Consider the following 12,412-nt stretch of genomic DNA (forward strand, 5'->3'; position numbering starts at 1 on the left):
GGCTTATTCGGCCGCAGCCTTGCCGTGCTGGCCAAACCGCTGCTCGATATAGTCGGCAACCATCTTCTCGAAATCGGCGGCGATCGACGGACCGCGCAGCGTCGCTGACTTCTTGCCGTCGACGAAGACCGGCGCGGTCGGCGTCTCGCCGGTGCCGGGCAGCGAGATGCCGATATCGGCGTGCTTGGATTCGCCGGGGCCGTTGACAATGCAGCCCATCACCGCGACCTTGAGGTTCTCGACGCCGGGATATTTCTCCCGCCAGACCGGCATGTTCTTGCGCAAATCGGCCTGGATGTTCTGGGCGAGTTCCTGGAACACGGTGGATGTCGTGCGGCCGCAGCCGGGGCAAGCGGCGACGATCGGCACGAACTGACGGAAGCCCATGGTCTGCAGCAGTTCCTGCGAGACCTGCACCTCGCGGGTGCGGTCGCCATTCGGCTCCGGCGTCAGCGAGATGCGGATGGTGTCGCCAATGCCTTGCTGCAAGAGGATGCCCATGGCAGCCGACGAGGCGACGATGCCCTTGGAGCCCATGCCGGCTTCGGTGAGGCCAAGATGCAGCGCATGGTTGGAACGCGTGGCAAGCTCGGTATAGACGGCGATCAAATCCTGCACGCCGCTGACCTTGGCCGACAGGATGATCTTTTCGCGGGCGAGGCCTATCTCTTCGGCCATTTCGGCCGACAGGATGGCCGACTGCACGATCGCTTCGCGGGTTACTTCCTGCGCCGTCAGCGGAAAGCCTTGGCGCTGGTTTTCGTCCATCAGCCGGGTGAGCAGCTCCTGATCGAGCGACCCCCAATTGACGCCGATGCGCACCGGCTTGTCATGCCTGATCGCCATTTCGACGATCGCGGCGAACTGGCGGTCCTTCTTGTCCTTGAAGCCGACATTGCCAGGATTGATGCGGTATTTGGCCAGCGCCTCGGCACAGGCCGGATGATCGGCCAGCAGTTTGTGGCCGATATAGTGGAAGTCGCCGACCAGCGGCACATTGATGCCGAGCCGCTCGAGCCGTTCGCGGATGCGCGGCACGGCGGCGGCGCTCTCGTCACGATCGACGGTGATGCGCACGATCTCGGAGCCAGCGCGATGCAAAGCCGCAACCTGCGCGACGGTCTGGTCGATATCGGCCGTGTCGGTGTTGGTCATCGACTGCACGACGACCGGCGCGCCGCCGCCGACGACCACGCCGCCGACATCGACGCCGACCGATGTCCGGCGCGCAAAGGGGGAGGAAAAATACCCGGTCATGCCGGCAGCCTCTTGATCACCCGAGCGACATACGTCCACGTCGACGCACGCTCAATCAGCTATCAGCGCATAGCGCTGAGGTTCGGGCATGAGGTGGAGGAGCAAAGATGGCTTGTCAATGGCGACAGACAAGCAGAGCCGCCAAATCGCAGCAGCGCGGTGACCCCACAGACGGGTTTCGCCAGCCAACAGTATCGGAATCAGTAGCAAAAACAGGCCTCCGGCGGCATGTCGCCACCGGAGCGATAGTCACGCGCCAAGGCGGCGCGTCTAATCCTGGAAGGGCGTCAGTGTCTCGTCGGTTTCGCCTTCAGTTTTTCAATCTCGTCCTTGAGTGCCAGCTTGCGTCGCTTCAGATTCACGATTTCGAGGTCGTCGACCGATGGATGGTTCATCGCATCGTCGATCTCGCGTTCGATATCACCGTGTTTCCGCTGCAACTCATCAAGATGGGATGCAAGAGACATGATTGGTTCTCCCTTTCATGGTTTCCTCGATTGCAGCCGTCAAAGGCACGTCCACCGCAGGTCGCATCTGTGACGGCACCATGACAGTCTGCCACCATCCGGCTGCGATGTCGAATGCTGCGTGGTAGCATTCCACGACAATGTGATATGTGATATTGGCTGCGCGCCGGCGGCAATTGATGCCGCCCCCGCCCAATCATGCCCATTGCCGGGCGCCGCAGACATGCAGACGGTAGAGAATGTCCGACCAGGAAAAGGCCGATGTCCGCCTCGAATTTTCCCGCCTGAAGCAGGAGCATGCCGATTTCGACGCGGCCATCAATGCGATGATCGCCATGGGCTGCGACCCCTTGCAGATCCAGCGCATGAAGAAGAAGAAGCTTTTCCTCAAGGACCGGCTGATGGCGCTGGAAGACAAGATCATTCCGGACATCATCGCTTAGCCGACGGCCTCGGGGCCTAACTGCTCACCCCGCTATCGACAGCCGCGCCGCGCGATGGCGCAGCAACGTCAGCAATTCGTCGGTCTTCTCCGCTGAAGTGTCGATCGGCACCACCAGGCACAGCGTCGCCTCGACCTTGCCGGCGGCCGCGAAGACAGGGGCGGCCAGGCATTTGGTGTAGGCGTCGACCAGCCCCGAAGTGATGCAATAGCCGGTCGTTCTGGCCGTCGCGATATCGGCAATGAAGTCGTCGAACTGCAGCCTGCGGCCGTCGGGCAGCAAAAGGTCGTCTTCCGAGACCATGTCCTGGATGGCGGCCCTTTCCAATCCGGCCAGAAGCAGCCGCCCCGATGCCGTCCATGGCAGCGGGATCTGCAGGCCGGTGGCCGAGCTGATGCGGAACGGCCTGGTGCCGGGGCTGGAATGGACGATGGTATAGCGCCCGCTTTGCAGCATGCACAATTCGGAGGTCTCGCTGGTCTCGCGCGACAGATTGTCGACCTCCTGCCGGCCCCGCCTAAGCAGGTCGTTGCCCCTCACATAGTCCATTCCATAGAGGTAGAGCTTCTTGCCGAAATAGACCCGGTTGCCGTCGCCCTCCATCTCCAGGAGACCCGCATCGACCAGCGAACGCACCAGCGTATAGGTGGTGGAGCGCGGCGCATTCACCCCCTTGGCGAGATCGCCAATGCCGATGGCGCGCTGCGTAGCATGCAGGAAGTCCAGGATCTCCAGCACCCGGTTGAGGCCCTTCTCGCGCGAGCCGGAGGTCTTGTCGGGCGTCGGGCTCTCGGCTGGACCAAGCTCCGCCCGATCCGTGAGTCCATTGCTATCTTGCATAACTGATTCCTGATGTTAGTATCTGTCTTGTATAGGATACATATGTCTATTGTAAGAGACAATTCAGGTCGGCGACACGTGTGTCTGTAGGGGAACTCAAACAACAGGAGGTCGCAGTGAACGACGCATCCAAGCGAGATTTTCTGAAACTGGGCATGGCCGGGCTTGCAACGGCGGGCGTGATGACCGCTGTCAGCGCCGAAAAGGCGGCGGCACAAGCCGCATCCGACAGCGTTCTGCGCACCGCGCTTGACCGCGGCAAGCTGATCGTCGGCACCGGCAGCACCAACGCGCCATGGCATTTCGAAAACGATGCCGGCGAGCTAGTCGGCATGGACATCACCATGGGCCGCATTCTGGCCAAGGGCCTGTTCGACGATCCGAGCAAGGTCGAGTTCGTCATGCAGGATCCGGCGCAGCGCATCCCCAATGTCACCACCAACAAGGTCGACATTACCATCCAGTTCATGACCATGACCGCGCAGCGCTCGCAGCTGATCCACTTCTCCAGGCCATACTATGTCGAGGGCGTCGCCCTGCTGACGCTGCCGACGGCGGAAAACAAGACCTTCGACAAGCTGCTCGCCGGTGGTTCGGCGACGCGCATCTCGATCCTGCAGAATGTCGATGCCGAAAGCTCGGTCCATTACGCCCTGCCGGAGGCGCAGGTGCTGCAGATCGACACTCAGGCCAATGTGCTGCAGGCACTGGAATCGAAACGCGCCGATGCCGCCGCTGTCGATCTTTCAACCGTGCGCTGGCTGGCCTCGCGCAACCCCGACAAATATTTCGATGCCGGCAAGAGCTGGTACTCGATGCTCTACGGCGCGGCGGTCAGGCAGGGCGACCTGGACTGGCTGACCTTCGTCAACCAGACCTTCACCATCGCCATGTTCGGCCATGAGACCACACTCTACGACGCCGCCTTCAAGGACTATTTCGGCCAAGAGCCGCCGGCCCGCCATCCCGGTTTCCCGGTTGTCTGACAAGTGCTGGCGGAAGGGTTAGCCCTTCCGCCTTCTAGTTCGCATCCCCTTGGTTATTGCCGGAGACGCATGGGCTATACGCTCAACTTCAACCTGATCTGGCGCCATTTCGACAAGCTGTGGGGCGGCCTTCTGCTCAGCCTCGAGCTTGCCGTGATTTCGATTGCCATCGGCGTCGTCATCGGCCTGGTGCTGGCGGTCTGGTATGTCTCGGCCGGACGCGTGGTGCGCGCCATCATTGCGGCTTACGTCGAATTCATCCGCAACGTGCCGCTGATCCTGCTCGTCTATCTTGTCTTCTACGGCCTGCCGACGGTGATCGACGTCGCCTACGACGCGCCGACCTCGTTCGTGCTGACGCTGTCGGTCTATAGCGGCGCCTATCTGGTCGAGGTGTTCCGCTCCGGCCTCGAAGCCGTGCCGCGCGGCCAGCTCGATGCCGGCAAGGCGATCGGGCTCACGCCTTGGCAGCGGCTGGTTCATGTGCGCCTGCCGACCATGCTGCGCATCACGCTGCCGGCGCTGTCCAACACCTTCATCTCGCTGTTCAAGGACACGTCGATCGCCTCGGTGATCTCGGTGCCCGAGCTCACCTTCGGCGCCCAGTGGATCAACTTCAACACCTTCCGCATCGTCGAGGTCTATCTGGTGACGACGGCGATGTACCTGGTGACCGGCTACACCCTGCTCTTCGGGCTGCGGCTGGTCGAACGCCGGTTCAGGGCTGCGCGCTGACATGCTGAGCCAGATCCTCTACGCCGTACCGTTCCTCGCCCAGGGCTTCGCCATCACCTTGTGGGTGTCGCTGCTGGTCGTGGTGCTGTCGCTGATTGCCGGCGTCGCGCTCGGCGTCGGCCTGGTCTACGGCCCGGCGCCGCTGCGCTGGGCCGTGCGCATCTTCTCCGACACCATCCGCGGCATCCCGATCCTGGTGCTGATGTTCTTCGTCTATTACGGCCTGCCGGCCATCGGCCTGCATCTGCAATCCTTCTCGGCGGCGGTGCTGGCGCTCACCTTGTTTAAGACCGCGCAGGTCATTGAGTATCTCCGCGGCGCCGTCGGCTCCATTCCCAAAGGGCAGTCCGAGGCGGCGATGGCGATTGGGCTGACCTTCCGCCAGCGGCTCACCTACGTCATCTTTCCGCAGGCCTTCCGGCGCTTCCTGCCGCCCTGGATCAACGGCGTCACCGATGCGGTCAAGGGCAGCGCCCTGGTCTCGCTGCTCGGCATCACCGACCTGATGCAGGCGATCAACCAGGTCATCGGCCGCACCTATGAGGCGATGCCGCTCTACATCCTCGGCGCCTTGATCTATTTCGCCGTCAACTATGCGCTTTCCTACGCCAGCCGGCGGCTGGAACGGCGCTTTGCCTTCATCCGGGACTAGCACGATGGCCACAAGCTCGAACGACAATGCTGCCCTTCTCGACATTGCCGGGGTCTCGAAAGCCTTTGGTTCGGTCGAGGTGCTTCGCTCGGTCAGCCTCAAGGTGGACAGGGGCGAAGTGGTCACCGTCATCGGCCCTTCCGGCAGCGGCAAAACCACCCTGCTGCGCTGCGTCAACTTTCTCGAAAGCTACGACTCAGGCTCGATCCGCATCGACGGCAAGGAGGTCGGTTTTCGTGAGGCCGGCGCGCGCCAGCGGCGCAGCGAGCGCGACCTTGCCAATATGCGCGCCGAAACCGGCATGGTGTTCCAGAGCTTCAACCTGTTTCCGCACCTCACCGCCGCCGGCAACATCATGCTCGGCCTCACCAAGGTGCGCGGCAAGAGCAAGGCCGAGGCGCGCCAGATCGCCGAGCATTGGCTGAGCCGCGTCGGCCTCGCCCACAAGGCCGACAGCCTGCCGGCGGAACTCTCCGGGGGCCAGCAGCAGCGCGTCGGCATAGCGCGGGCAGTCGCCATGGAGCCAAAGATCCTGCTGCTCGACGAGATCACCTCCGCGCTCGATCCCGAATTGGTCGGCGAGGTGCTGGCCGTTGTGCGCAGCCTGGCCGAAGACGGCATGACAATGGTGATGGTCACGCACGAGATGGCCTTTGCCCGCGACGCTTCGAGCCGCATTGTCTTCATGGCCGATGGCGGTGTCAGCGCTGTTGGCCCGCCGAAGGAGATCCTTGCCGAAGAGACCACCAATGAGCGCCTGCGCTCTTTCCTGGCGCGGTTCCGCGCCTCGCATTTCTGACATGGGCGGCCCAAAGCAATTCCAGGAAAAGTGTAAGCGGTTTTCCCGGGAAAAGCGCGAAGCGCTTTCCCTTGGGAATTGCGTAAAACAACAGGCCGGCCCAAGGAGAATTCTTCCATGACGCCTTACATCCGGCTCGCCGAGCTCGGCCTGATGCTGCCCGAGCCGCCGACGCCGATCGCCAATTTCGTCACCCATGCCGAGAGCGGCCGGCTGATCTTTCTTTCGGGTCAAGGGCCGCTGCGCGCCGACGGCACGCTGTGCACCGGCAAGGTCGGCGAGGACGTCACCGTCGAGCAGGCCTATGAGCATGCCCGCCTCACCGGCCTCAACCTGCTCGCCGTCATGCACGCCGCCGCCGGCGATCTCGGCCGCATCGTGCGCGTCGTCAAATTGCTCGGCTTCGTCAATGCGACGCCGACCTTCAGCGACCACCCGAAAGTGGTCAATGGCTGCTCGGACCTGTTCGCCAGCGTCTTCGACAAGATCGGCGGCCATGCCCGCTCGGCGATCGGGGTCGGCTCGCTGCCTGGAAACATCACCGTCGAAATCGAAGCGGTCGTCGAGATCGCCGCCTGACCGTCAAGGGATTGCTGAACATGAAAACCTATTCCGACACCGGCTCCAACACCACGATCCGTGAACGGCTGGGACTGCGGCCGATCATCAACGTCTCCGGCACGATGACGACGCTCGGCGCCTCGATCATCGTTCCCGAGGCGATCAGCGCCATGGCCGAGATCGCCTCGCAATGGGTGGAGATGGACGATCTGCAGCGCGCCGCAAGCGTAATCACCGCCCGCCTCACCGGCGGCGAGGCCGGCTTCATCACCGCCTGCTGCGCCTCAGGCATCACAATGGCGATCGCCGGGGCGATGACCGGCACCAATTTGCTGGCGATCGAACGGCTGCCCGACGATACCGAAGGGCTGAAGTCCGAAGTCGTCATCCAGCTCGGCCATATCGTCAATTACGGCGCACCGATCGACCAGTCGATCCGCGTCGCCGGCGCCAAGGTCATTCCGGCCGGCACGGTCAGCGTCACGCAGGATTATCATGTGCGCGAGGCTATCAACGAGCGCACGGCGGCGGCGCTCTACGTCGTGGCGCACCACACCGTGCAATACGGCATGCTTTCCCTTGAGGAATTCTGCGATATCTGCCACGCCAGGGGCGTGCCGGTGATCGTCGATGCGGCTTCCGAATATGACCTGCGCAGCTTCCTGGCGCGCGGCGCCGACATCGTCGTCTACAGCGGCCACAAATTCCTTTCGGGGCCGACCAGCGGCATCGTCGCCGGCCGCAAGGATCTCGTCCGCGCCGCCTATCTGCAAAACCGTGGCGTCGCCCGCGCCATGAAGGTCGGCAAGGAAAGCATCGCCGGCACGATGGCGGCGCTCGAAGCCTGGGAAAAGCGCGACCATGCCGGCATCCGCCGACGCGAGGAAGCGGCGCTCCATCTGTGGAGGGATTCGCTGCAGGGAATACCCGGCATCGTCGCAAACATCATTCCCGACCCGACCGCCAATCCGCTCGACCGGCTGCAGATCTTCGTCTCCCCCGAAAGCCGCTTCAGTGCCGCCGGCCTCGCCTCGGCATTGGCGGCCGGATCGCCGCCCATCATCGTGCGCAACCACGAAGTCGAGCGTGGCCATTTCTTCCTCGACCCGTGCAACCTGCACCCAGGCGAGGCCGAGATCGTCGCCGAACGCCTCCGCGCCGTGCTCACCGCGGCCGACAGGCCGGCGGATGCGATGAGACAGCCGCGAAAGGATTCATCCGGCGCCCTGCGCTGGCCGGACTAGGCTGCGGCGGCCGCCATCCTTGCGGGCCAGCCCGAATTCCGCTAAGGCGCGCCTTTACCGCCGGGAGCATGCGCTTGACCGACCACCGCGCCGACGTCGCCATCATCATGGGCAGCCAGTCCGACTGGGCGACGATGCGCCACGCCGCCGAAACGCTGGAGGCGCTGGGCATTCCGCACAAGCGGCTGATCGTCTCCGCCCACCGCACCCCGGACCGCCTTTATGATTTCGCCAAAGGCGCCAAGGCGGCCGGCTACAAGGTGATCATCGCCGGCGCCGGCGGCGCCGCCCACCTGCCCGGCATGACGGCGGCGATGACGCCGCTGCCGGTGTTCGGCGTGCCGGTCGAATCGAAGGCGCTGTCCGGCCAGGATTCGCTGCTCTCCATCGTCCAGATGCCGGCCGGCATTCCGGTCGGCACGCTTGCCATCGGCAAGGCGGGTGCGGCCAACGCCGCCCTTCTGGCGGCCGCCGTGCTGGCGCTGCACGACGAAAAACTTGCCGCCCGCCTGGATGCCTGGCGCACCGCCCAAACCGCCAGGGTCGCCACCGAACCGACGGACGCGCCGTGAGCCTGCCCGCCGGATCGAGCATCGGCATCATCGGCGGCGGCCAGCTCGGCCGCATGCTGGCTGTTGCCGCAGCGCGCCTCGGCTACCGCACAATTATCCTCGAACCGCAGGCCGATTGCCCGGCGGCTCAGGTCGCCAACCGCCAGATCACCGCCGCCTATGACGATGCGGACGCCCTTGCCGAACTGGCGGCAGTCAGCGCCGTCGTCACCTACGAATTCGAGAATGTGCCGGTAGCGGCTGCCGGCGCGCTCGCCGCCAAGGTCCCGGTCTATCCGCCGCCCAGGGCGTTGGAAGTCGCCCAGGACCGGGTGGCGGAGAAGCTATTCCTGAACGGCATCGGCATCAGGACAGCGGATTTCCGCTCCGTCGACAATGACGACGAGCTGACGGCGGCGCTGAGAGAGTTCGGTGGCAGCGGCATCTTGAAAACCCGCCGCATGGGCTATGACGGCAAGGGCCAGCGCGTCTTCCGCAACATGGAGACGGGCGGCTTTGCCGGCACATGCGAGACCATGGGCAATGTGCCGCTGATCCTCGAATCCTTCGTCGCTTTCGAGCGCGAAATCTCGGTCATCGCCGCGCGCGGGTTGGACGGCGCGGTCGCCGCCTACGATCCGGCTGAGAACGTCCACCGCGACGGCATCCTGCATACCTCGACCCTGCCGGCCCAGATCAGGCTGGAGACGGCGGCGACGGCACAGGGGTCGGCAGCGAAAATCCTGGCGGCCCTCGACTATGTCGGCGTCATCGGCGTCGAGTTCTTCGTTCTTGCCGATGGCACGCTGCTGGCCAACGAAATGGCGCCGCGCGTGCACAATTCCGGCCACTGGACGGAAGCCGCCTGCATCGTTTCGCAATTCGAGCAGCATATCCGCGCCATTGCCGGCCTGCCGCTGGGCAACCCTGGCCGGCATTCAAACTGCATCATGGAAAACCTGATCGGCGACGATGTGCTGCGCGTACCCGCTTTGCTCGCCGAGCCCGATCTGATGCTGCATCTCTACGGCAAGGCGGAAGCGCGCCCAGGCCGCAAGATGGGCCATTTCACGCGCATCAGCCGCCGTAGCTAAGCCATTCCGGCACTTTGCGCGAGGGCGTGGCTCGAGCCCTATTGCAGCTCGTCGTTCAGATCCCCGTCCTCGTCGGGGCTGGCGCAACTCGCATCGCCTTCCCTACAATTGGCGCCCGCGGTGAGCTGTTTGATGCGCTGGTCCGTCAGTTCGGTCAGGCATTGTGAAACCTCCATCGGATGGATGGAGCCGCCCTCGCTGTCTGTCGTCGTATAGGCGCATTCGGCGTCGCGGAAGGCGATCCAGGCGCGTTGCGCGACCTGCAGCAGCTTCCTGCCCTTGTCGTCGTTGCGACCGACGAGATCCTTGTAGGCCTGGTTGAGCTTGGCATCGGCGGCCCGATAGTCCTCGCCGGCGCAGATGTTCATCATCTGCTGGCTGTCGTCGTTGCGGTCGCATTCCTGCGCCTGCGCGATGGAGGCGGCTGCCATAACGGCAAGGCTCGCGGACACAAACAACAGGCGCATGGAGGTCTCCAAATCGGCTTGCGGGTGCCGCACCATTCCAGCCCGCCTTCGGCCGCGCAATGGCGTGGAGCCGAGATGGCGGATATTTGATGGCCAAAGCCATTCTCGGCCTCTATCCAGCACGCTTGCGGTTGACACGGGCAAGGCTCCTCGTTTATGAGCCACCGCAAGTTCAAAGGCGCGCTTTTCAGGCGCGCCTTAATAATTCGGCCCGGACAGGGCCCAGACCGACGGGCAAGACCATGAAGATCAAGAATTCGCTCAAGGCGCTGAAGGCGCGTCACCGCGACAACCAGCTGGTTCGCCGCAAGGGCCGCGTCTACATCATCAACAAGACCGCTCCGCGCTACAAGGCGCGCCAGGGCTGAGTGTTCGGCCGGGGGTTCGTTGCCTCCGTCCATATGATGGTAATTGCCTGGTTCCAGGCACTTTCACGCTAATTTCAGTTTGACGATCCGCGGTACGGGGTTAGATTCCGGCGATGCGGATTCTTTTTGCATTTTTGGCCACCCTCTTTCTTTTCGGCGTCGCTCCGGCGTCGGCGGACGATCCGCCGGCAAAGCCGCCGGTTGCCCTGACCAGGGAAGCCAGGCTCGACCAACTGTTTGCCGAGCTGAAGCGCGAGCGCAACGAAAAGGCGGCCGAGCGCATCGCCGGGCGCATCTGGGGCGAATGGTTCCAGTCCGGCAGCGCCTCGATCGACCTGATGATGCAATGGTCGCAAAAGGCGATGGACGACCAGAAGTTCGACGTCGCCCTCGACTTCCTCGACCAGGTCGTCATCCTGCAGCCAAAATATGCCGAAGGCTGGAACCGGCGCGCCACGGTGCATTACATGATGAAGAATTTCGGGAAATCGATGTCCGACATCGACCAGACGCTGCAGCTGGAACCACGCCATTTCGGCGCGCTTTCGGGCCTGGCCCAGATCATGGCCGCCACCGGCCACAAGCAGTCGGCGCTCGAAGCCTGGCAGAAGGTGCTGACTATCTACCCGATGATGCGCAGCGCCCAGGACCAGGTCGCGGCAATTTCGGAAGAGCTTGCCGGCGAAGGAATTTGATTAGGCAGTAGGAATTAGGGATTAGTTAGTAGTCAGTAGAGAAGATTGGTCGAGACGCCACCTCCCTACTCCCTACTCCCTACTCCCTACTCCCTACTCCCTACTCCCTACTCCCTACTCCCTACTCCCTACTCCCTACTCCCTACTCCCTAGAACTTATCCCCCTCCACCCCCGTATCTCCGCGCATGAACCTCATTTACGCCGCCTGTGCTTTGCTCCTCGCGCTCGTCTTTGCCCTGGCCGGTGTCACCCGGGCCGGCGCGTGGCTGATCGAGTGGCGGAACCCGCCGGCCGGCGAATTTGCCGACATCGACGGCACCCGCATCCACTATGTCCACGTGCCGGCGCCTCAAAATGCCGAGCTGCCGGCCATCGTCTTCATCCACGGCGCCAGCGCCAACCTCAGGGATCAGATGCTGCCGATCAGGCCTTTGCTCGAAGGCCGCGCGGAGATGGTCTTCCTCGACCGGCCGGGCTTTGGCTGGTCGGCACGCGGCCCCGGCAATGAGAGCCCGTCGGCGCAGGCCGACACCATCGCCAGGCTGATGGACCGTCTCGGCATCCACAATGCGATCATGGTCGGCCATTCCTTTGGCGGCGTGATCACCGCCGCCTTTGGCCGCGAACACCCGGAGAAGACGCTCGGGCTGGTCTTTCTGTCGCCGGTCAGCCACCCCTGGCCGGGCGGCGCGACCGCCTGGTACTACAAGCTGACCGCCACCCCCATCATCGGCTGGCTGTTCTCGGAGACATTGACCTATCCGGCAGGCACGCTGCAGATGGACAGCGCCACGGCCTGCGTGTTTTCTCCCAACAAGGTGCCGGAAGGCTATGTCGGCAATGCCTCGATTCCGCTGGTGCTGCGTCCCGGCGCTTTCCGCGCCAACGCCATCGATGTCGCCGGCCTCTACGACTATACGCTGAACGCCGCGCCGCAATACCGCGACATCACAGCGCCAACGATTGTCATCTCGGGCGATCGCGACAAGGTGGTCTATGCTTCGATCCATTCGGTCGGCCTGGACAGGGACATCCCCGGCGCCGAACTGATCTGGGTCCACAATCTCGGACACAAGCCGGATTGGATCGCGCCAGACCTCGTCGTCGGTGCCATCGAAAAAGTCGCCGGCAAGGTCGTCGACCTGCAGGCATTGGCAAAAACCGTGGAAGCACGCATCGCCGGCGATGCCTACAACGATGCACAGTGCCCCGACATTACGGTGCCCGACGCGCAACTCGCCCCGACGTGACG

16 protein-coding genes are annotated in these 12,412 nt (G+C 63.7%); 12 read left to right on the forward strand and 4 right to left on the reverse strand.

Annotation, left to right across the window (positions count from 1 at the left end):
• Positions 1-3 precede the first annotated feature (3 nt).
• Together ispG and NLY36_RS12750 are read right to left on the reverse strand one after the other, a co-directional pair.
• Positions 4-1,257, reverse strand: a complete 1,254-nt coding sequence (ispG, locus tag NLY36_RS12745; protein WP_023737007.1) for a flavodoxin-dependent (E)-4-hydroxy-3-methylbut-2-enyl-diphosphate synthase — start codon at positions 1,255-1,257, stop codon at positions 4-6.
• A 287-nt stretch (positions 1,258-1,544) separates the two neighbouring features.
• The gene (locus NLY36_RS12750) at positions 1,545-1,724 is read right to left on the reverse strand and encodes a YdcH family protein (protein WP_023684024.1); all 180 of its coding nucleotides are present in this window, start codon (positions 1,722-1,724) and stop codon (positions 1,545-1,547) included.
• 239 nt (positions 1,725-1,963) lie between these two features.
• Between NLY36_RS12750 and NLY36_RS12755 the strand changes: the two genes are divergently transcribed.
• Positions 1,964-2,167 carry a YdcH family protein gene (locus NLY36_RS12755; protein WP_023673103.1) on the forward strand — a complete coding sequence of 68 codons (204 nt, stop codon included), beginning with the start codon at positions 1,964-1,966 and terminating at the stop codon, positions 2,165-2,167.
• A gap of 24 nt (positions 2,168-2,191) precedes the next feature.
• Here the strand turns inward: NLY36_RS12755 and NLY36_RS12760 are convergent, their stop codons facing one another.
• Positions 2,192-3,007, reverse strand: coding sequence for an IclR family transcriptional regulator (locus NLY36_RS12760; protein WP_023737008.1), 816 nt, complete (start codon positions 3,005-3,007; stop codon positions 2,192-2,194).
• A 155-nt stretch (positions 3,008-3,162) separates the two neighbouring features.
• On the opposite strand from NLY36_RS12760, the gene NLY36_RS12765 reads away from it, so the two are divergent.
• From NLY36_RS12765 to NLY36_RS12800, 8 genes are all read left to right on the forward strand, one after another.
• A complete protein-coding gene (locus tag NLY36_RS12765) occupies positions 3,163-3,993 on the forward strand; it encodes a transporter substrate-binding protein (RefSeq protein WP_023737009.1) in 831 nt (276 codons plus the stop codon).
• Positions 3,994-4,062: 69 nt separating this feature from the next.
• Positions 4,063-4,728: an amino acid ABC transporter permease gene (locus tag NLY36_RS12770; RefSeq protein WP_023693641.1), complete on the forward strand. Its 666-nt coding sequence runs from the start codon at positions 4,063-4,065 to the stop codon at positions 4,726-4,728.
• Between the two features lies 1 nt (position 4,729).
• The gene (locus NLY36_RS12775) at positions 4,730-5,380 is read left to right on the forward strand and encodes an amino acid ABC transporter permease (protein WP_023684027.1); all 651 of its coding nucleotides are present in this window, start codon (positions 4,730-4,732) and stop codon (positions 5,378-5,380) included.
• A 4-nt stretch (positions 5,381-5,384) separates the two neighbouring features.
• Positions 5,385-6,179: an amino acid ABC transporter ATP-binding protein gene (locus NLY36_RS12780; RefSeq protein ID WP_023673108.1), complete on the forward strand. Its 795-nt coding sequence runs from the start codon at positions 5,385-5,387 to the stop codon at positions 6,177-6,179.
• 117 nt (positions 6,180-6,296) lie between these two features.
• Positions 6,297-6,758, forward strand: a complete 462-nt coding sequence (locus tag NLY36_RS12785) for a RidA family protein (RefSeq protein ID WP_023715046.1) — start codon at positions 6,297-6,299, stop codon at positions 6,756-6,758.
• A 20-nt stretch (positions 6,759-6,778) separates the two neighbouring features.
• Entirely contained in the window at positions 6,779-7,984 is a 1,206-nt protein-coding gene (locus NLY36_RS12790; RefSeq protein WP_023673110.1) for an aminotransferase class V-fold PLP-dependent enzyme, read from the forward strand.
• Between the two features lie 74 nt (positions 7,985-8,058).
• On the forward strand, positions 8,059-8,556 hold the full coding sequence (purE, locus tag NLY36_RS12795) for a 5-(carboxyamino)imidazole ribonucleotide mutase (RefSeq protein ID WP_023708578.1): 498 nt from the start codon (positions 8,059-8,061) through the stop codon (positions 8,554-8,556).
• Positions 8,553-9,629: a 5-(carboxyamino)imidazole ribonucleotide synthase gene (locus tag NLY36_RS12800; protein ID WP_023702776.1), complete on the forward strand. Its 1,077-nt coding sequence runs from the start codon at positions 8,553-8,555 to the stop codon at positions 9,627-9,629. The genes purE and NLY36_RS12800 overlap by 4 nt, the downstream gene beginning before the upstream one ends.
• Before the next feature lie 38 nt (positions 9,630-9,667).
• Here NLY36_RS12800 and NLY36_RS12805 read toward each other — a convergent pair whose 3' ends face one another.
• The gene (locus tag NLY36_RS12805) at positions 9,668-10,096 is read right to left on the reverse strand and encodes a lysozyme inhibitor LprI family protein (protein WP_023684031.1); all 429 of its coding nucleotides are present in this window, start codon (positions 10,094-10,096) and stop codon (positions 9,668-9,670) included.
• Between the two features lie 242 nt (positions 10,097-10,338).
• On the opposite strand from NLY36_RS12805, the gene ykgO reads away from it, so the two are divergent.
• From ykgO to NLY36_RS12820, 3 genes are all read left to right on the forward strand, one after another.
• Positions 10,339-10,464 (forward strand): type B 50S ribosomal protein L36, encoded by a 126-nt coding sequence (gene ykgO / locus NLY36_RS12810; RefSeq protein WP_006327841.1) that lies wholly within the window; start codon positions 10,339-10,341, stop codon positions 10,462-10,464.
• Between the two features lie 113 nt (positions 10,465-10,577).
• Positions 10,578-11,159, forward strand: a complete 582-nt coding sequence (locus NLY36_RS12815; protein ID WP_023684032.1) for a tetratricopeptide repeat protein — start codon at positions 10,578-10,580, stop codon at positions 11,157-11,159.
• Positions 11,160-11,345: 186 nt separating this feature from the next.
• The gene (locus NLY36_RS12820) at positions 11,346-12,410 is read left to right on the forward strand and encodes an alpha/beta fold hydrolase (RefSeq protein WP_023737010.1); all 1,065 of its coding nucleotides are present in this window, start codon (positions 11,346-11,348) and stop codon (positions 12,408-12,410) included.
• The last annotated feature ends 2 nt before the right edge of the window (positions 12,411-12,412 follow it).

It is taken from the genome of Mesorhizobium sp. C399B, from assembly GCF_030323185.1.
Lineage (GTDB): Bacteria > Pseudomonadota > Alphaproteobacteria > Rhizobiales > Rhizobiaceae > Mesorhizobium.